This is a genomic window from Roseateles sp. NT4, assembly GCF_051857475.1.
Lineage (GTDB): Bacteria > Pseudomonadota > Gammaproteobacteria > Burkholderiales > Burkholderiaceae_C > Pelomonas.
Genome location: NZ_JBPZGZ010000003.1, coordinates 538,676 through 556,660, shown reverse-complemented (window position 1 = coordinate 556,660; position 17,985 = coordinate 538,676). Strand labels below are relative to the sequence as shown.

Genomic DNA, 17,985 nt, shown 5'->3' with positions numbered 1-17,985 from the left:
GTCAGTTGGACAAGCGGCGCGGGATTCTCCCTGCGCAGACCCGCCCTTCATGCCCGAGATCACCCTGCCCGCCTCTGCCGAAGTGATCGCCGCCCACGATGCAGCGCTGGGTGCCCCACCGTTTGCTGCCGAGGCCACGGACGTCCGCGGCTGGGTGGCCGTCAACCACTTCCACAACCGCAGCCTGTGGGCCCAGGAAGACCTGGCCCGCCGCACCCAGGCACCGGATGCCGAGATCGTCGCCAACAAGCGCGCCATCGATCGCCACAACCAGGCCCGCAACGATGCCGTCGAGCGCATCGACGAATTCCTGCTGTCGGCCCTGGGCCTGGTCGACCCCGCCACCCTCACCGGCGCCCTGCCCCGCTCCACGGCGCCAGCCGGCGCACGGCTGAACAGCGAGACGGCCGGCTCCATGCTGGACCGCATCTCCATCCTCGGCCTGAAGATCGCCGCCATGCGCGAGCAGACCTTGCGCACCGATGTGGACGACGCTCATCGCAAGGCCTGCGCACAGCGGCTGGAGCGGCTGATGCAACAGCGCGCCGATCTGGGCCGCTGCTATGACGAGCTGCTGGCCGACGCCCGCGCCGGCCGGGCCTATTTCAAGGTCTACCGCCAATTCAAGATGTACAACGATCCACGGCTGAACCCGGCCCTGGTGGCGGAGTCCCAATGATCCCGCGGCGCTTCGAGGCCAACCTCGATTGGCTCTACACCGAGCACGCCTATCTCGACCGCCCGGCCGCGGCAAGAGCTGATGGCTTCACGGCCGTGGAGTTGCAGCAGCCGCATCTGCATGACGCCGCCGCGCTGAAGGCCGCGTTGGCCGAGCTGCGAGTCGTGCTCATCAACGCCCCGGCCGGTGACTGGGCGGCCGGCGAGCGCGGCTTTGCAGCCCTGCCCGGCCGCAAGGCCGAGTTCCGCGAGGCCACATTGCGCGGCCTGGACCTGGCCCATAGGCTGGAGTCGGCGCGCGTGCATCTGCTGTCCGGCTTGGCCGACGACGGCGCCGAGACCCGGGCGACCTGGCTGGCCAATCTTTCGTGGGCAGCCGCGCAGTCAACGCTGCCCCTGGTGGTCGAGCCCATCAACCGGCGCGACATGCCAGGCTATTTTTTGCACCGCCAGGCCCAGGCCCTGGAGCTGCTGACCGCGCTGGACTCGCCGCGCGTGCAGCTGCAGCTGGACCTCTACCACTGCCGCGTCGCCGAGGGCGAGTCGCTGACGCATCTGGCGCGGGCACTGGACCTGGGGCTGCTGGGTCATGTGCAGGTCGCGGGCGTCGATGGCCGGCACGAGCCCGAGGCTGGCGAGTACGCGGCGGATTTCGTGCTGCTGGAAGAAGGCGCCTGGCCCGGCGCCGTCGGCCTCGAATACCGCCCGCGTGCCGCGACGTCGGCCGGGCTGGCCTGGCTTACAAGCGTGCGCTGATCACGCCGCGCAGCGTCTCGCCCAGCGCCCGCCGGTCCTGGCCTTCGGTCATCACGCTGGGCAGGATCTGCACATCGATGCCGAGGCCCTTGGCCGAGGCGATGCTCCACAGGCTCTGGGCCAGCGTCATGTCGCCGATGAAACGGGCCGAGGAGCTGAAGCGCTCGCCGGGCTCGTACCAGCGCAGCACCAGGGGCAGCACCGGCGCGCCGGTCGAGACGGCCGCCTGCAGCAGGTTGGCGTGGAAGGGCAGCATCTCGGGACCGGCGCCCGTCGTGCCTTCGGGGAAGACAGCCACACAGTCACCGGCCTGCAGGGCGGCCGCCGTCTGGTGCACGACGCGCAATGCGTCGCGCTTGCTGGTGCGCTCGATGAAGAGCGTGCCCGCGCCTTCGACCAGGGCCCCCACCAGCGGCCAGTGCTTCACATCGGCCTTGGACACGAAGCGCGCCTGCGGCAGCACCGCATGGACGCCGCAGATGTCCAGCCAGGAGATGTGATTGGCCACCAGCAGATGACCCGTGGGCAGGGCCTGGCCCTGGCTCTTCAGCTCGATGCCGAGGATGCGCAGGAACTTGATCGACCACCACTGGATCTGCCCATGCCGCTCGCAGGTCGTCATCAGCTCGAAGCGGCGCTTGACGATCCACAGGCCGTGCAGCACATGGGGTGCCAGACGGGCCAGGCGCCAAACGGCGACGAGGGATCTCATGCAGCTTCGTAGGCGATATGGCCCGCCACCAGGGTCGCACGCACACGCGCCGGCAGCTCGAAGCCGCTGGAGGCGTAGGCGAAGGGCGTGTGCTTGCCCTGGCTGGCCAGCTTGTCGGGCGTGACGGCCCAGCTGGCGCCGGCGTCGAAGACGCAGACGTCGGCGACACCGCCTTCCACCAGGCGACCGGCGCTCGCCGACAGCGAACCCAGGGCCGAACCGAGCACGCGCACCGGCTCGGCCGTGACGACGGCCAGGGCGCGCTGCAGCGGCAGCTCGGCATCCCTGGCCCAGCGCAGGGCCAGGCTGAGCAGCAGCTCCAGGCCGGTGGCGCCGGGCGTGGCCTCGGCGAAGGGCACGGCCTTCTCATCGGTGGTCACGGGCATGTGGTCTGACACCAGCGCATCGATCGTGCCGTCGGCCAGGCCGGCGCGCAGCGCGTCGCGGTCGCGGCCCTGACGCAGCGGCGGCGTCAGGCGCATGGCGGAGTCGAAGTAGCCGATGTCGACGTCGCTGAGGTGCAGGGAGTTGATGGACACGTCGGCCGTCACCGGCAAACCTTCCTGCTTGGCGGCCCGCACCAGCGCGACGCCGGCGGCGCTGCTGAGGCGGCAGACATGCACGCGGGCACCGGTCGCACGAACCAGCTCGAAGAGGGTGTGCAGGGCCACGGTCTCGGCACTGACCGGCACGCTGGACAGGCCCAGCCGCGTCGCGACCGAGCCGCTGGCGGCCACACCGCCGCCCAGCCAGGCGTCCTGCGGGCGCAGCCAGACGGTGTAGCCATAGGTCGCCGCGTATTGGAGGGCGCGGCTCAGCACCAGCGTGTCCTTGATCGGCACCTCGGCCTGCGAGAAGCCGATGCAACCGGCCTCGGTCAGCTCGGCCATCTCGGTCAGGGCTGCGCCCTGCAGCTGGCGTGTCAGCGCGCCCAGCGGGAAGAGGCGGCAGCGGCTGAGCTTGCGGGCACGGAACTTCAGCATCTCGACCAGGCCGGGCTCGTCCAGCACCGGGTCGGTGTCGGGCGGGCAGACCAGGCTGGTAACGCCGCCGGCGGCCGCGGCTGCGAGTTCGCTCTCCAGCAGGCCTTCATGCTCGTGACCGGGCTCGCGCAGGCGGGCGCAGAGGTCGACGAGGCCGGGCGCGACGATGAGGCCGCTGGCGTCCACGGTGCGGTCGGCGCCGAAGTCGCTGACATCGCCCAGGTGCACGATGCGGCCGTTGGCGATGGCGACATCGCCGATGCGGTCGAGATTGCTGGCCGGGTCGATCAGCCGGCCGCCTTGGATGAGGATCTTCATGCTTCGTTCCCTGCGAGGATGGCCATCACAGCCATTCGGACAGCGATGCCGAATGTCACTTGGGGCAGGATGACGCTGCTCTTGCCGTCGGCCACCTCGGACGCGATTTCCACGCCACGGTTGATGGGGCCGGGGTGCATGACGATGGCGTCGGGCTTGGCCAGGGCCAGCTTCTCCGGCGTCAGGCCGAAATGCTTGAAGAACTCGCCGCTGCTGGGCAGCATGCCGCCGTTCATGCGCTCGTTCTGCAGGCGCAGCATGATGACGACGTCGGCGTCCTTCACGCCCTCGGCCATGTCTTGGCAGACGCGCACGCCCATGTCGCGCAGATCGCCCGGCACCAGGGTCTTGGGGCCGACGGCGCGGATCTCCGGCACGCCCAGGATGTTCAGCGCGTGGATGTCGGATCGCGCCACGCGCGAATGCACGATGTCGCCGACGATGGCCACCGTCAGGTTGCGGAAGTCCTTCTTGAAATGCCGGATCGTGTACATGTCCAGCAGGCCCTGGGTCGGGTGGGCATGGCGGCCGTCGCCGGCATTCACCACGTGGACATGGGGCGCGCAATGCTGGGCGATCAGGTGGGGCGCCCCGCTCTCGCTGTGGCGCACCACGAACATGTCGGCGTGCATGGCGCTGAGGTTGGCCACCGTGTCCAGCAGGGTCTCTCCCTTGGCCGTGGAGGAGCGCGCGATGTCGAGGTTGATGACGTCGGCGGAGAGGCGCTTGGCGGCGATCTCGAAGGTGGTGCGGGTGCGGGTGCTGTTCTCGAAGAACAGGTTGAACACCGACTTGCCGCGCAGCAGCGGCACCTTCTTGACCTCGCGGTCGTTGACCGAGAGGAAGCTGCCGGCGGTGTCCAGGATCTGCTCGATGACCGCGCGCGGCAGGCCTTCGATGGACAGCAGGTGGATGAGCTCGCCGTGCTTGTTGAGTTGTGGATTGCGCTTGGACAGCATCACTTCACCTCGAACTTGAATCGTCGGTCCTCGCCCCGGGCCAGGCGCAGGCTCTGGCCGGCCTGCAGCGATACGCGCGCGGCCGAGAAGGCCGGCTCGATGGGCAGCTCGCGCCCGCCGCGGTCCACCAGCACGGCGAGTTGCACGCGCGCCGGGCGGCCGAAGTCGAACAGCTCGTTGATGACGGCCCGCGTGGTGCGGCCGGTGTAGAGCACATCGTCGATGAGCAGGATGTCGCGGCCGTTGACGTCGAAGGGCAGCGTCGTGTGGTCGGCCTTGGCCAGGCCGCGCGAACCGAAGTCGTCGCGGTGCAGGGCACTGGAGATGGTGCCGGCGGCGACGGTCAAGTCGGCCGCCAGGCGCTCGGCCAGCCAGGCGCCACCACTCCAGATGCCCACCAGGGCGGTGTCGGGCGTCAGCAGCCGCTGCACGCCTTTCTTCAGCTCGAGGTAGAGCGCCTCGGCATCGAGCAGCAATTCACTCATGGATGTTCTCGGAAGAATTGTTCAAGGATGAGGGCCGCGGCGGCGGCGTCCACGTCGTGCGCGCCTTGGCTTTCGGCTTCGACGCTGGTGTAGCGCTCGTCCACCTCGAAGACCGGCAGGTGGTAGCGCCCGGAGAGTCGCCGGCCGAAGTTCTGTGCCTTGGTCGTCATCTCGTGGGGTGCGCCGTCGGGGTGGCGGGGCACGCCGATGACAAGGGCGTCGGGCTGCCAGGTCTTGATCAGGCTGGCGATGGCGTCGAAATCGCCGCCCTTGACGGTGCCACGCGGCTCGGCCGAACCGAGCAGGCGCGTGCCGCTGGCCACGCCGATGCGGCGCAGGCCAAAGTCAAAAGCAAGAAAGGATTGGAATCGAGCGGGGTCGGCGGAGGCCACGTCAGGCCTCATGCGTGACCGGCGTCCGAGCTGAGCATGCGCTGGTCCACGCCCAGCAGGGCCAGGGCCTTCTCGTAGCGCAGCTCCACGGGCGTGTCGAAGATGATTTCCGGCGTCGCGTCCACCGTCAGCCAGCCATTGCGCCCGATTTCCTCTTCGAGCTGGCCGGCGGCCCAGCCGCTGTAGCCCAGGGTGACGAGGATCTTGCGGGGGCCGGCGCCGTTGGACAGCGCCTCCAGCACGTCGCGGCTGGTGGTCATTTCCAGGCCGCCGGGCACCGCCAGCGTGGCGTTGTAGTGGCCGCCTTCCTCGTCCAGCGGCTCGTGCAGCACGAAACCGCGGTCGGTCTGCACCGGCCCGCCGTAGAAGACGGGGCTGTCGGCCAGGGGCTCGGCCGGCGGGCTGAGCTCGACCTTTTCGAACAGGCTGCCCAGCGTCAGCGAGGTCGGCTTGTTGACCACGAGGCCCAGGGCGCCGTTGTCGTTGTGCTCGCAGAGGTAGACCACCGTGCCCGCGAAAGCCTCGTCGGCCATGCCCGGCATGGCGATGAGGAACTGGTTGGTCAGGACGATCCGTTCGGCAGGCATGACGGACATTTTATTCTGTGGGTCATGACCACCCGAATCGACCGTGCTCTTGTCTGGTTTCGCCGCGATCTGCGCGTGGACGACCAGGCCGCCCTGTACCAGGCACTGAGGGCCGCGAAACAGGTGTTCTGCGCCTTCATCCTGGACCGCGACATCCTGGACGCCCTGCCCCGCCAGGACCGGCGCGTCGAGTTCATCCTGGGCGCCCTGCAGGTGCTGGACGAAGACCTGCGCAAGCTCGGCGGTGCGCTGATCGTGCGTCATGGCTTCGCGACCGACGAGATCCCACGCCTGGCGGCCGAGCTGGGCGTGCAGGCCGTCTTCACCAACCACGACGACGAGCCCCAGGCGCTGAAGCGGGACGCGCTGGTCGCCGAGCTGCTGAAGAGCTTCGACGCCGAACTGCACACCTCCAAGGACCACGTCATCTTCGAGCGCCGCGAGGTCATGACGGCCGCCGGCGGCCCCTACGGCGTGTTCACGCCCTACAAAAACGCCTGGCTGAAGAAGGTCGACGACTTCTACCTGAGCAGCTATCCGGTCGAACGCCATGCGGCGGCGCTTGCAAAGACCAAGCTGGCCAAGGCCATCCCCACGCTGACAGACATCGGCTTCCAGCCCGCCGGGCTGACGCCCCACGTCGGCCAGGGCAGCCGTGGCGCCGAGACGCTGCTGGACGATTTTCTCGACCGCATCGATGAGTACGACCGCAAGCGCGACTTCCCGGCCGTGAAGGGCCCGAGCTATCTGAGCGTGCACCTGCGCTTCGGGACCGTGTCCATCCGCCGCGTCGCGCGCATCGCCTATGAACTGATGCAGGGCGGCGACCATGGCGCCGAGGTCTGGCTGTCGGAGCTGATCTGGCGCGACTTCTATCACCAGGTCATGCACCACCACCCGCACGCGATGACGGCCGCCTTCCGGCCCGAGTACGACGCCATCGGCTGGGAAACGGGCGAGCATGCCGACAAGCTCTTTGCCGCCTGGTGTGAGGGCCGCACTGGCTATCCGCTGGTGGACGCTGCCATGCGCCAGCTCAACCAGACCGGCTATATGCACAACCGCCTGCGCATGGTGACCGCCAGCTTCCTGAGCAAGGACCTCGGCCTGGACTGGCGCCGCGGCGAGGCCTATTTCGCTCAGCAGCTGCTGGACTTCGACCTCGCCGCCAACAACGGCGGCTGGCAATGGGCCAGCAGCAGTGGTTGCGACGCCCAGCCCTATTTCCGCATCTTCAACCCGACCAGCCAGAGCGAGAAGTTCGACGCCGAAGGCCGCTTCATCCGCCGCTACTGCCCGGAGCTGGCGGAGCTGGACGCCAAGACCATCCACGCGCCCTGGGACCGCGCCCCATTGGCGATGGCGGGTGTGGACTACCCACGCCCCGTCGTCGACCATGCCATCGCCCGCGAGCGCACGCTGGCGCGCTACGCCGTCGTCAAGACCCGCGCCCTGCCCGAGCCGGCTCAGAAATAGGTCAGCGTGACGCTGATGCAGACGTAGAAGCTATGCGCCGGCGCCAGGCTCAGCACGTGGCAGCGGCCAGCGGGTCGATGCTGGAGCCGAAGTTCAGCGTCGTGCCGGACACGGTGCAGGCGCTGGTCACCGTGGCCGTGACCTGGAAGCTGTTGCCGGCGCTACCGGCCTGGGCCAGGGCGGGCAGCAGGGCAGTTTCTTCATCATTTGTAGGACTCCCTTGGGTGAAGATCAGATCGCGCCGAAGGCCGTGGCCTCGGCGAGCGTCAGCAGGGCGCGCGGGGCGACGGCGTCGGCGGGGAACAGGGCCATGCCGATCTCGATGCTGAGGACATGGTTGCGGCCAGCGTGGCTGAAGGGCTCGGCCAGCAGCGTCGCCAGGCTGCGGGCGTGGGTGGCGGCCTGCTCGGCATGGTCCAGACGGGTGCGTACGACGGCGAACTGGTCGGCCGAGCTGCGCGCGACGATGTCGGCGTCGCCGCTGGCTTCGCGCAGCCGCAGGGCGACCTGCCTGGCCAGCGCATCGCCGATGTCCTCGGGCAGGCTGGCCAGGCCGGCCAGGCGCAGCACATACACGGCCAGGTCGACGCCGTCGCGGGCCGCGTCGCGGGAGGCCTGGTCCAGGCGCTCGTGCAGGGAGACTTCGTTGAACAGGCCGGTCAGGCCATCGCGCAGCTGCACGGCGGGCTTGTCATCCAGCGTGGCCGGGCGGGTGGCGGCGAACTCGACCAGATCGTCGAACAGCGTCTCCAGGCCGCTGGCCTTGTCGTAGAAGGCATCGGCACCGGCATCCAGGCAGGCGCGGCGGTAGGCGTCCACGTCCTGGGCCGTCAGCACGGCGATGCGGCCGGCGTAACCGGTGCGGCGCAGCTGGGCAACCAGGCCGAGGCCGGAGCCGCTGGCCAGTGACAGGTCCAGCAGCACGACGTCGGGCTTGGTCCACTGGATCAGGGCCAGTGCCTGGCGCTCGCCGCCGGCCTCGCCGACGACACGCATTCCGGGCATGGCTTCCAGGCGGCGCACCAGCAGGCGGCGGATGGAGGCGGAGTCTTCGACGAGGAAAATGTTCATGGACGCCATCCTCGGCCGACAGCGGTCTGGCTGACAGCGGGGGATGCCGGCAGGCCGGCAGCGAAGTTGCCGTGACCTCGTGTAGGTGATTTGCCTACACGCTGGCATAACGCGTTAGACGTCCGTGAGACCGTGTTGCACGCAGTACTTCGTCAGCTCGGTGTTGTTGGCCCAGCCGGCCTTTTCCAGGATGCGCGCGCGGTAGCTGCCCACCGTCTTGACCGACAGATGCATGGTGTCGGCGATCTGTGCCGGCGTCCTGCCCGCGGCGATCAGCAGCATGACGCGATGCTCCTGGGCCGACAGCTGCTCGTGCGGCAGCGCATTGGGCGCCTTGCCGCTGAGCAGTCCGAGCAGGTGGTCGGCCATGGCCGAGGTCACATAGCGCCCGCCCTCGGACAGCCGGCGCAGCGCCACGCGCAGCTCCTCCGGCGCGCGGTCCTTGGGCAGATAGCCCGCCACGCCCATCTGCAGCAGCCGCGCGGCGTAGGCGGCCTCGGCGTTCAGGCTCAGCACCAGCAGCGGCACGCCGGGCAGCGCGCGCAGCAGCCGGCTGGCGCCCTCGGTCCCCTGGGAATCGGGCAGGGACAGGTCCAGCGTGACCAGGTCGGGCCGCGCGGTGGCGATGCGCGTCAACGCGTCCGCGATGGTCGGCGCCTCGTCGATCTGGGCATCGGGCCACTCCTGCAGCACCAGTTGGGTGATGCCCATGCGCATCAGCGGGTGATCGTCGACGATGAGCAGTCTCACAACCAGGCCTCCTCTTGCTTGTTTTGTGCCGGGGCCGGCAGCGCTGCCTCCAGCGGCAGCCAGACACGCACGCAGGTGCCGGCGCCGGCCGCGGGGCCGAAGTCGAAGCTGCCGCCCGCCAGCTCGGCGCGTTCGCGCATATTGCGCAGGCCCGAGGCGTCGGGACGCGTGCCGCCGGGGCCGCGGCCATCATCGATGACCTCGAGCTCATAACCCTCCCGTGCACCGACGATGCGCGGGCGACCGGCCACGCGCAGCGTGCGCGCCTGGGCATGCCGGAGCACATTGGTGCAGGCCTCCTGCACGATGCGGAACAACGGGCTGGCCTGCTCCTGCGGCAGCAGGTTGTCGTCACTCAGGTCGAGCTGGGTGGCCAGGCCGGACTGGCGCGCCAGCGTCTGCAGATAGTGGCCCAGGGCCGCCTCCAGCCCGAGCTCGTCCAGCAGCGGCGGCCGGAGCTCGGCCGAGATGTGGCGGGCGGCGCGGATGGCTTCGTCGGCCATGCCGAGCAACTCGTCCACCAGCGGCTCGCTGCGCGGCGCGAGCTTGGTGCGCAGCGACAGCGTCAGCATCTTGATCGCCGTGCCAACCTGGCCGACCTGGTCGTGCACCTCGCGGGCCAGGCGGCGGCGCTCGGCCTCGATGCTGCGGTCCATCTCGACGGCGAAGCTGCGGATGCGCGCCAACGCCTGGCTCAGGGCCTCGGTGCGCTCGGCCACCTGCTGCTCCAGGCCGGCGTTGGCGTCGCGCAGCGCCGCCTCGGCCAGGTCGCGCAGGCGGCGCTCCCTCAACAGCAGGGCCGCGGCCACCACCAGGGTCACCAGGCCGACGCCAGGCAGCAGATGGGTCAGGCGTGTCGTGCGCTGGCGCACCGTCTGCGTGGCTTCGTCGGCCGCGGCGACGCGGCGCTGCTGCTCGCGAGCCAGCTGGTCGATCTGGAAGCGCAGTTCGTCCATCACGCGCTTGCCGTCCACATAGGCGCTGAGGTCGCGCGTCACCGTGCTGCCCTCGGCGAGCCGGCGCGCAACGGTCTGCCGGGTCTGGGCCAGTCGCTCGTCGATGAGGGCATCCAGCCGGACCAGGGTCACAGCCTGGGCACCCTGGCGCTGCAGGCGCTCACGCAGGCCGGCCCGCACGTCGACAAGCTCGCCGAGAGCGTCCTCGTATGGGCGCAGGAAAGGCTGCTGGCCGGTGATGAGGAAGCCCCGCTGGCCCGTCTCGATGTCGACCAGCAGCATCAGCAGATGCTGCAGCTCGGTCTGGGTGCGCAAGGCCTGGCTGCGCTCGGCATCGCGCTCCAGCAGGGAGCCCAGGCTCTGGGAGGCGCCCACGGCCGTGCCGACGAAGGCCAGGAAGGCCGCCACCAGGAGGCTCAAGGGAAGCCAGGAATAGCGCATGCACGATCCGCAACAGGCCGCAAACCGGGGATCGTCGCGAGCACCGCGCACGGCGACGCCAGCCCACGCCACCCCCGCACTGGGCCGCCCGCCAGCGTCTGGGACGCGCCGGTTCGGGCGATGCCCCTAGGCTATGGCGAGGACGATGGGTAAGTCAAGCCGCGGTGTTGCCGCGTGCAGTTGCGGCATTAGCCCGCCGCAACTCAGAACAGCTCGATGTCGCTGAGCTGGGTGGCTTCCTGGATCACGCCGCTGGCCACCAGGGCCGCATAGTTGTGGACTTGGTTCCGGCCATGGCCCTTGGCGTGATAGACGGCCTTGTCGGCGCGCTCGAAGGCCGCCGCCGGTGCGTCGCCGCCCCTCACCTCGGTGAAACCGATGCTGACCGTGATGCGGCCCACCTGCGGGAAGGCATAGCGCTCGGTGTTCACGCGCAGCCGCTCAAAAGCCTCGCCGGCATGAATTTCTTCGTCGCAACGCATCAGCACGACGAATTCCTCACCACCGAAGCGATAAAGCAGGTCGTGGAAGCGGAAGGAGCCGCGCATCAGCCGCGACAGCAGCAGCAGCACTTCGTCACCAATCAGGTGGCCGAAACGGTCGTTGACGGACTTGAAGTGATCGATGTCGATGACGCCGAGCACATAGTGAGGCACGGCGGCCTCGTGGCGGCGGTCCTCGGCACCATTCTGCGAGGGCTGCGTCTTGGTCGGCAGCTCGGAGAGCACCTTCAGGAAGCTCTCGTCGAAGGTCTTGCGGTTCAGCAGACCGGTCAGGGTGTCGCGCTCGGAGTAGTCGAGCAGGCCCTGGAAGTTGTGATAGATCCGCAGCACGCTGCTGACCATGCGCTGCGAACCCGCACCCAGTCGCCGCGTGGACAGGATCTCGATGACGCCGATGACGTCGCGGTCGGTCGCGATGGGGAAGAGGTAGAGCCACTTGCCGGCTTCGACCACCTGCGTGACGCTGCGGCTGCGCATGGCCTCCAGCCGCAGCGGATGGTCGGCCGCAGGCGGCAGCGCCTCGGGCTTGGCCCACAGCGGGTCGGCCGACGCGACGGCGTCACCGGCGCGCAGGTGGGCGCGCGTCAACCAGCGTTCCTTGCCCGGCTCGCCCACCAGGCGGTAGATGGCGGCCGACTCGGGCTCGAGCAGGTCGCGCAGCGCCATGACGAGCGTGACGTCCATGACATCACGGTCACGGAAGCCCGTCAGCTCGGCAAGGTGGTCGACAACCTGGGACATGGTGCTGGTGCTCAGGCCGCCATGGGCTGCCGGGTGAATTGCTGGATCAGGCCCAGCAGGTATTCCTCATCGTAAGGCTTGCCGAGGTAGTGATCGACCCCCAGTTGCGCCGCGTAGTCGCGGTGCTTCTGGGCGATGCGCGAGGTGATCATGATGACGGGCAGGCCGGCCAGCCGCGAGTCGGCGCGCATATTGCGCACCAGGTCGAAGCCGTCCATGCGTGGCATTTCGATGTCGGACAGTACCACCGACGGCAATTCGTCGGCCGACAGCTTCTCCATCGCATCCAGGCCGTCCTTGGCCAGCATGACGCGCAGGCCGACACGCTCCAGGAAGCGCTGGGTCACGCGGCGCACCGTCAGCGAATCGTCGACGACCAGCACCAGCGGCGCCTGCGTGACGGTTTCGACGACGGACACGACCTGCTGCTGCGGCACCTCGCCGTGGGCGATGGCATGTGCCGCCTGCAGTCGGGCCTGGGCGTCCAGGCCATACCAGTCGGCCAGCGCGACGACGTTGTAGATCAGGGCCACTTCGCCCGAAGCCAGCAGGCTGATGCCCGCCAGGCCCGGCACGCGGTTGAGCTGGGCGCCGAGGTTCTTGACCACGACTTCCTGGTTGCCGATCACTTCATCGACGTGCAGGGCCAGGGCGCCCTGGGCGCTGCGCACCAGCACGACGTGGGTGTGGCGTCCGTGCACATGGCCGCGGCCGGCGTGGCCGAGCAGGCCGCCCAGCCAGTAGAACGGCATGTCGGCGCCACCATGCTGCAGCTTGCCGGTGGCGTAGGCGGCCTCGACCGCATCGACCGGCACGCGCTGCACAGAGGCCATCAGGGCCGCAGGCACGGCGATGACCTGGTCGGCGCTGCGCAGCAGCACGACCTGGGTCAGCGCGGTGGTCAGCGGCAGGCGCAGCAGGAAGCTGGTGCCCTGGCCGCTCGTCGACGTGGTCTCGATGGTGCCGCCCAGCGTACCGACTTCGGCACGCACGACGTCCATGCCGATACCCCGGCCGCTGAGCTCGGTGATCTGGCTGGCGGTCGAGAAGCCCGGCGCAAAGATCAGGCGCTTGAGCTGGGCGTCATCGGGCTCTGCATCGGCCGAGATGAGGCCCAGCTGCAGGCCACGCTCGCGGATGCGGGCGAGGTTCAGGCCGGCACCGTTGTCCGAGAAGTTCAGCAGCACTTCGTTGCCATGCTGGCTGACCTCGATGCGCAGCGTGCCGACCGGATCCTTGCCGGCTGCCGTGCGCGCCTCAGGCGTCTCGATGCCATGGGCGACGCTGTTGCGCAGCAAATGCTCGAAGGCACCGGCGGTCCGTTCCAGCACCGAGCGGTCCAGTTCGGTCTGGCCGCCGACGATTTCCAGCTTGACCTGCTTGCCGCTGTCGCGCGAGGCCTGGCGAACCACGCGGTGCATGCGCTCGCCGATGGAATCGAAATCCACGAGGCGGGTGCGCAGCAGGTCGTCCTGCAGTTCGCGCGTCAGACGCGACTGGGCGGCCAGTTCGTCTTCGCCGGTCTGCACGTTGCGGCCCAGCGAACGCTGCAGGGTGGCCACGTCGCCGACCGACTCGGCCAGCATGCGGGTCAGTTCCTGGAAGCGGGTGTAGCGGTCGAACTCGAGCGGGTCGAACTCGCGGCCACCCTGCTGTGCCATCTCCTGCTGGATGTGCATCTGGGCTTCGGCCTGCAGTTCCAGCTCGCGCAACTGGGCGCGGATGCGGTCCAGGTTGTCGTCCAGGTCGTGCAGCGAACCCTTCATCTGGACCAGCTCGGACTCCATCCGCGCGCGGCGGATGCTGACCTCGCCGGCCTGGGTGGCCATGCGTTCCAACAGGCTGCCGCGCACGCGCACCAGGGCCTGGCCGATGGCGAGGTTGTCGCCGCCGGCGGCGATTTCTGCGGTGTCGGTGAAGCGGCTCCAGTCGATGTCGCGGGCCGGCTCTGCCGGCCTGTCGACAAAGGTGGAGGCGACCGGCCGCACGTCGGCTTCGGCGATCTCGGGCAGCGCGTGTTCGACTTCGGGCGCCGGTGTCTCGACCACCAACTGCGGCTTGGCAGCGGGTGCGGGCGGCGGCGGCGCGACGACGGCCGGCGCGGCCGGCATGGCCGCGGCAGTCGCCAGGCGGCGGCCGAGTTCCTCGAAGGCGTGCTCCAGGGCATCGCCTTCGTGCTGCAGGGCCTGCACCTGGCCACGGTCGGCGCTGCCGGCACGCAGCAGGTCCTCGATGGCGGATTCCAGGTGGTGGGCCTGCTCGCCCAGGCGCATCGCCCCGGCAAGACGGGCACCGCCCTTGAAGGTGTGCAGGGCACGCATGCAGGCGTCGGAGCGGCCCAGCTCGCCCGGATGGGCCAGCCAGTCGCGCAACGCGCCATGCAGTTGTTCCAGCAGGTCGCGGCCTTCCTCTTCGAAGATCGGATAGAGGTCGGGCTCGATGTGGTCGGGCAGGCCGGGCTCGGGCTCGGCCTCGTCGGCTGTCGGCACCGGCAGGGATGCGGCCACCGTCTCCGGCACAGGCTCGGGTTCCGGTTCGGGCTGGACTTCGGCGACCGGCTCGATGACCGGTTCGTCGATGGGCTCGGCTTCGACGACGGGTTCTGCCACCGTCTCGACGGCGGGCTCGACAACTTCGACAACCTCGACCGGCTCGGCGACTTCGATGATCTCCGGCTCGGGCAGCTCTGCGGCCACGGTCGCCTGCACATCCAGGTCGCCGGCCACGGTGTCGTCCAGCGCGTGCAGAGGCATCGGATCCAGCACGGCGTCCGCGGTGAAGGACTCCTCCTGCGGCTCGTAGGCGTGCAGCTGGGCGAGCACCTCGGGGTCGTTGGGCTTCAGGAAGCCGGCGGCGAACTGGTGCAGCAGGCGGCGGATGTCGTCGGCAGCGCGGACGAAGAGCTCGGCATCGGCCGGCTCGTAGCGGATGGCGCGCTGGGCACGGCCCAGCGTGTGCTCGAGTTCGCGGGCCAGCGCCGACAGCTCTTCATAGCCCACGGTGGCCGCATTGCCGGCCAGGGCATGGGCCTGCACCTCGCAGCTCTGCGGCACCGGCGAGCTGAGCTCGACGGCCCATTCGGCCAGGCTGACGGACAACTTGCGCGACAGCTCGTCGGCTTCGTTGAGGAAGATGTTGAACAGCGCGATGCTGATGCGCAGCGGGCCGATGACCTTGAAGCCTTCGTCGGGGTCGATGGACTCGATCTCCGGCTCGGGTTCGGGCGCCGTGACCAGGCTGAGCACCGGCGCTGCCGGCTCCACGGCCTCCACGACCTCTTCTTCGTCGGCCTCGAGCAGCCTGGCCATGGCCAGCGTGGTCTCTTCCGGACGCACCGGAACTTCGCCCACGGGCTCGGCGGTCACCACGGCCTCGGGTTCGTCCAGGTCCAGCGTGACGGCGAAGTTGGCCAGCGTCGGCTCTTCGTCGGGCATGACCGGCAGGGGCAGGGGTTCGGTCGGCGCATGCGCGCCGAATTCGACGACCGCTTCCTCCTCGACGGGCACCTCGGTCGGCGCGAAGTCCAGCACAACGTCCGGCGAGGCCAGGGCGGCTTCGGCCTCGACCTGCTCCTCGCTGGCCGGAGCAGCCAGTTCGAGAACGAAGTCCGGCGCCAGCGGCGGCGTTTCCTCCATCTCGGCCGGCAGCGCGGCGACGAGGGGTTCGGGCGCCGGCTCGGCCATGGCCTCCGGGCCACGTTCGACGGCCTCGGGCACAGCGGTCTCGTCCAGGGACGGTTCCGCGGATTCGGCCATGGCTGCCTGCAACGGCAGGTATTGGCCATGCAGCCGCAGCGAATCGGCGCTGTGGCGCACCGGATCGGGCGAGCTCTGGCCCGGCTCGGTGCCGGCGATCTGCTCGCGCCAATGGGCGAAATAGTCCAGGGCTTCGGTCGTGAAGCCCAGCAGGGCCTTGTCGGCCTGCGGCGTCGCCTCGGCGAGGCGGGCGTTGTAGAGCTGCTCGCAGGCCCAGGCGCCTTCGCCGAAGGCGTCGAGGCCCACCATGCGGGCGCTGCCCTTCAGCGTATGGAAGGCGCGGCGCACGACGGTCAGCTGGCCGTGATCGGCCGGCGCTTCGCGCAGTTCGGCCAGCGCGGCACGGGCATTGCCGATGACCTCGTCGGCTTCCTCGAGGAAGATCTCGCGCATCTCCGGGTCGTCGGCGACGCTGGGCGCGGGTGCAGGCGCGGGCGGCGGGGGAGCGACAACGGGAGCGGGAGCAGCCACGGGCTGCGACAGGTCGACGTCGGGCAGGCTGAGGTCGGGCAGGTCGAGCGAGCCGAAGTCGACGCGCAGCGGCTGGGTGGCCTCGTAGGACGGCGCGGCGACTTCGGGCGATTCGTCGCCCAGGTCAACGTGGAAGCCGCTGGCTTCGAAGCTGGGCAGCTCGACGGCGCCTTCACGGCGGCCCATGACGGCGTCCAGGCGGCCGCTGGCATCGTCGAACTGGAACATGCGCTTGGCCAGGGCCGGCTGCACGCTCAACATGTCGATCAGGAAGCCGAGGGCGCCCAGGTTGTTGGCCAGGCGCTCGAAGACGTCGCGCGCGCCGGGGCGGTTGAAGTCGATCTCGGTGCTGGCGAGGCCGTCGACCTCGTCACGCATGCGAACCGTGGCCTGGGCGGCTTGGTCCAGGCCCAGCACGCTGAGCACGCCGCGCATGGCCTGCAACTGGCCGGGCACGGGGATCAGCAGCTCGCGCTGGGTCGGGTCACGGAAATACTCATCGCACTGCTTCTCGACTTCCGAGAGGCTGGCGCGCAACTCATGCACGACGCTGCCCAGGGTCTGGCGATCGGAGACCCGGCGGTACAGGTCCTCCATCCAATCTTCCAGCGGCTCGGGCGTCTGGCCGTGGGCGACGGCCTCGACGCGGCGGGCCAGGCGGCGCACGCGGTCGGCCTGCTCGGGCTGGTCGAAGGCAGCGTCTTCCAGCGCGGCTTCGACATAGAGCAGGCTGGTCGCGACTTCCATCGCCAGGGCCGGCGGCGGCGTGCTGCGCGAACGCAGGGTCGCGACGACGGCGCGCTGCAGGGTCTGGGCCAGCACCTCGCCGCTCGGGAACAGGCGCGTCAGGGACTCGGCGAGGGCCGCGAACTGCTCATCCAGGCTGGCCAGGCGATGCTGGTCACCTTCGGCAGCACTGGACCAGCTTTCCTTGGCCGCCATGACGCGGCGCTTGGCCTGGGCGACCCAGGCCGGATCGATGCGACCAAGGCTGGCGTCTTCATAGTCGCCGGAATGCTCTTCGGTCAGGCGGTAGGCCTCGTGGACGGCGGCCAGGCGCGGGCCGGCCCCTCGGGCCAGGCGACATTGGGCGCAGAAGAACAGCAGGTCCTGGGCCAGGCGATCGCGCGCCGGGTCGCTGCCCTGGTCGCCGTGGCCGACCACGCGCAGCTCGTGCAGCAGCTTGGAGCCCAGGCGCTTGGTATAGGCGTCGCTGCCGATCAGCTTGAGGGCCTGGCCCTCGAAAACGGCGGCGGCAAGTTGCCACAGGGTGCGCGTCGCACCCGCCGGCAGGGACGCGGCCAGACCGGCGCACAGGCCTGACAGATTGGTCGCATGCGCCGGGCTGGGCTCGCGCATATGGCGCAGCAAGGCGGCTTCGAACGGCGCACGCACAGCCTCGGCCGAACGCGGCTGCACGCCGGCCTCCGGCGCAATGCTGCGCCAGGACCAGTCGTACTGCCAGAGGTCGGCCGGATGGATGCGCTCGGCATTGTTGAGCTGCTGCAGCGCGCGATAGCCCGGATACAGGGCCAGCGGCGAGGTCTTGTTGCCGGCCAGCAGGCGGGCGACATAGGCCATCAGCGCGAAGTCGGCACGTTCGATGATGTCGACGGTGCTGGCTTCCACCTCCAGCGGCTTCTCGGCCAGGCGCGCGACGGCGGTTTCGGCGGCGCGCAGCACGCTGGCACCGGCCGGCAGGCCGACCAGGGACAGCACGCCGCTGACCTGGTGCAACTGCGCAGAGGCCTGCTGCAGTGGCACGCTGGGCTGGGCGTCGCTGCCGAAAGCGGCGAGGCGGTTGTCGCCACTGCCATCGCGCACATGACGGCGCAGGGTCTTGTGCACCGTCTCCAGGGAGCGGCGCAATTCCTCCTGAACCCACGCCAGTGGGCTGAGGTCGGCCGGGAGTTCGGAGTCTCGCAGGGAGCTGTCCATGCGTGGGCTTTCT

The 17,985-nt window shown here is 69.7% G+C and carries 14 protein-coding genes; 3 read left to right on the top strand and 11 right to left on the bottom strand.

Annotated features, from left to right (window positions below; translation table 11 throughout):
• The first annotated feature begins 49 nt into the window (after window positions 1–49).
• Both ACS5PN_RS21480 and ACS5PN_RS21475 read left to right on the top strand, forming a co-directional pair.
• Complete coding sequence (locus ACS5PN_RS21480) at window positions 50–679, top strand: DUF4254 domain-containing protein (protein WP_439466048.1); 630 nt, start codon at window positions 50–52, stop codon at window positions 677–679.
• Window positions 676–1,434 carry a hydroxypyruvate isomerase family protein gene (locus ACS5PN_RS21475; RefSeq protein WP_439466047.1) on the top strand — a complete coding sequence of 253 codons (759 nt, stop codon included), beginning with the start codon at window positions 676–678 and terminating at the stop codon, window positions 1,432–1,434. The genes ACS5PN_RS21480 and ACS5PN_RS21475 overlap by 4 nt, the downstream gene beginning before the upstream one ends.
• Here ACS5PN_RS21475 and ACS5PN_RS21470 read toward each other — a convergent pair.
• The 6 genes from ACS5PN_RS21470 to ACS5PN_RS21445 are packed head-to-tail and all read right to left on the bottom strand — an operon-like array spanning window position 1,418 to window position 5,870.
• Window positions 1,418–2,146, bottom strand: coding sequence for a lysophospholipid acyltransferase family protein (locus ACS5PN_RS21470; RefSeq protein ID WP_439466046.1), 729 nt, complete (start codon window positions 2,144–2,146; stop codon window positions 1,418–1,420). The genes ACS5PN_RS21475 and ACS5PN_RS21470 overlap by 17 nt on opposite strands.
• On the bottom strand, window positions 2,143–3,447 hold the full coding sequence (locus tag ACS5PN_RS21465) for a dihydroorotase (protein ID WP_439466045.1): 1,305 nt from the start codon (window positions 3,445–3,447) through the stop codon (window positions 2,143–2,145). Before ACS5PN_RS21465 ends, ACS5PN_RS21470 begins: the two co-directional genes overlap by 4 nt.
• Window positions 3,444–4,406, bottom strand: coding sequence for an aspartate carbamoyltransferase catalytic subunit (locus ACS5PN_RS21460; protein ID WP_439466044.1), 963 nt, complete (start codon window positions 4,404–4,406; stop codon window positions 3,444–3,446). Before ACS5PN_RS21460 ends, ACS5PN_RS21465 begins: the two co-directional genes overlap by 4 nt.
• Window positions 4,406–4,891 (bottom strand): bifunctional pyr operon transcriptional regulator/uracil phosphoribosyltransferase PyrR, encoded by a 486-nt coding sequence (gene pyrR, locus ACS5PN_RS21455; protein WP_439466043.1) that lies wholly within the window; start codon window positions 4,889–4,891, stop codon window positions 4,406–4,408. The genes ACS5PN_RS21460 and pyrR overlap by 1 nt, the downstream gene beginning before the upstream one ends.
• Window positions 4,888–5,295, bottom strand: coding sequence for a Holliday junction resolvase RuvX (gene ruvX / locus ACS5PN_RS21450; RefSeq protein ID WP_439466042.1), 408 nt, complete (start codon window positions 5,293–5,295; stop codon window positions 4,888–4,890). The genes pyrR and ruvX overlap by 4 nt, the downstream gene beginning before the upstream one ends.
• A complete protein-coding gene (locus ACS5PN_RS21445; RefSeq protein WP_439466041.1) occupies window positions 5,292–5,870 on the bottom strand; it encodes a YqgE/AlgH family protein in 579 nt (192 codons plus the stop codon). The genes ruvX and ACS5PN_RS21445 overlap by 4 nt, the downstream gene beginning before the upstream one ends.
• A 24-nt stretch (window positions 5,871–5,894) precedes the next feature.
• Between ACS5PN_RS21445 and ACS5PN_RS21440 the strand changes: the two genes are divergently transcribed.
• On the top strand, window positions 5,895–7,346 hold the full coding sequence (locus tag ACS5PN_RS21440) for a cryptochrome/photolyase family protein (protein ID WP_439466040.1): 1,452 nt from the start codon (window positions 5,895–5,897) through the stop codon (window positions 7,344–7,346).
• 231 nt (window positions 7,347–7,577) lie between these two features.
• Here ACS5PN_RS21440 and ACS5PN_RS21435 read toward each other — a convergent pair whose 3' ends face one another.
• The 5 genes from ACS5PN_RS21435 to ACS5PN_RS21415 all read right to left on the bottom strand — a co-directional run bounded on the left by ACS5PN_RS21435 (window position 7,578) and on the right by ACS5PN_RS21415 (window position 17,972).
• Window positions 7,578–8,417, bottom strand: coding sequence for a response regulator (locus ACS5PN_RS21435; protein ID WP_439466039.1), 840 nt, complete (start codon window positions 8,415–8,417; stop codon window positions 7,578–7,580).
• A 114-nt stretch (window positions 8,418–8,531) separates the two neighbouring features.
• Window positions 8,532–9,167 carry a response regulator gene (locus ACS5PN_RS21430; RefSeq protein ID WP_439466038.1) on the bottom strand — a complete coding sequence of 212 codons (636 nt, stop codon included), beginning with the start codon at window positions 9,165–9,167 and terminating at the stop codon, window positions 8,532–8,534.
• Complete coding sequence (locus tag ACS5PN_RS21425) at window positions 9,164–10,564, bottom strand: CHASE3 domain-containing protein (protein ID WP_439466037.1); 1,401 nt, start codon at window positions 10,562–10,564, stop codon at window positions 9,164–9,166. The genes ACS5PN_RS21430 and ACS5PN_RS21425 overlap by 4 nt, the downstream gene beginning before the upstream one ends.
• A 203-nt stretch (window positions 10,565–10,767) precedes the next feature.
• Entirely contained in the window at window positions 10,768–11,808 is a 1,041-nt protein-coding gene (locus ACS5PN_RS21420) for a GGDEF domain-containing protein (protein WP_439466036.1), read from the bottom strand.
• Window positions 11,809–11,819: 11 nt separating this feature from the next.
• The gene (locus ACS5PN_RS21415) at window positions 11,820–17,972 is read right to left on the bottom strand and encodes an Hpt domain-containing protein (RefSeq protein ID WP_439466035.1); all 6,153 of its coding nucleotides are present in this window, start codon (window positions 17,970–17,972) and stop codon (window positions 11,820–11,822) included.
• Between the last annotated feature and the right edge of the window lie 13 nt (window positions 17,973–17,985).

What these genes read in the sequence shown, in the direction of transcription:
- ACS5PN_RS21480 (WP_439466048.1), top strand. Translation starts at nt 50, where the DNA reads ATGCCCGAGATCACCCTGCCCGCCTCTGCCGAAGTGATCGCCGCCCAC.
- ACS5PN_RS21475 (WP_439466047.1), top strand. Translation starts at nt 676, where the DNA reads ATGATCCCGCGGCGCTTCGAGGCCAACCTCGATTGGCTCTACACCGAG.
- ACS5PN_RS21470 (WP_439466046.1), bottom strand. Translation starts at nt 2,146, where the DNA reads ATGAGATCCCTCGTCGCCGTTTGGCGCCTGGCCCGTCTGGCACCCCAT.
- ACS5PN_RS21465 (WP_439466045.1), bottom strand. Translation starts at nt 3,447, where the DNA reads ATGAAGATCCTCATCCAAGGCGGCCGGCTGATCGACCCGGCCAGCAAT.
- ACS5PN_RS21460 (WP_439466044.1), bottom strand. Translation starts at nt 4,406, where the DNA reads ATGCTGTCCAAGCGCAATCCACAACTCAACAAGCACGGCGAGCTCATC.
- pyrR (WP_439466043.1), bottom strand. Translation starts at nt 4,891, where the DNA reads ATGAGTGAATTGCTGCTCGATGCCGAGGCGCTCTACCTCGAGCTGAAG.
- ruvX (WP_439466042.1), bottom strand. Translation starts at nt 5,295, where the DNA reads ATGAGGCCTGACGTGGCCTCCGCCGACCCCGCTCGATTCCAATCCTTT.
- ACS5PN_RS21445 (WP_439466041.1), bottom strand. Translation starts at nt 5,870, where the DNA reads ATGCCTGCCGAACGGATCGTCCTGACCAACCAGTTCCTCATCGCCATG.
- ACS5PN_RS21440 (WP_439466040.1), top strand. Translation starts at nt 5,895, where the DNA reads ATGACCACCCGAATCGACCGTGCTCTTGTCTGGTTTCGCCGCGATCTG.
- ACS5PN_RS21435 (WP_439466039.1), bottom strand. Translation starts at nt 8,417, where the DNA reads ATGAACATTTTCCTCGTCGAAGACTCCGCCTCCATCCGCCGCCTGCTG.
- ACS5PN_RS21425 (WP_439466037.1), bottom strand. Translation starts at nt 10,564, where the DNA reads ATGCGCTATTCCTGGCTTCCCTTGAGCCTCCTGGTGGCGGCCTTCCTG.
- ACS5PN_RS21420 (WP_439466036.1), bottom strand. Translation starts at nt 11,808, where the DNA reads ATGTCCCAGGTTGTCGACCACCTTGCCGAGCTGACGGGCTTCCGTGAC.
- ACS5PN_RS21415 (WP_439466035.1), bottom strand. Translation starts at nt 17,972, where the DNA reads ATGGACAGCTCCCTGCGAGACTCCGAACTCCCGGCCGACCTCAGCCCA.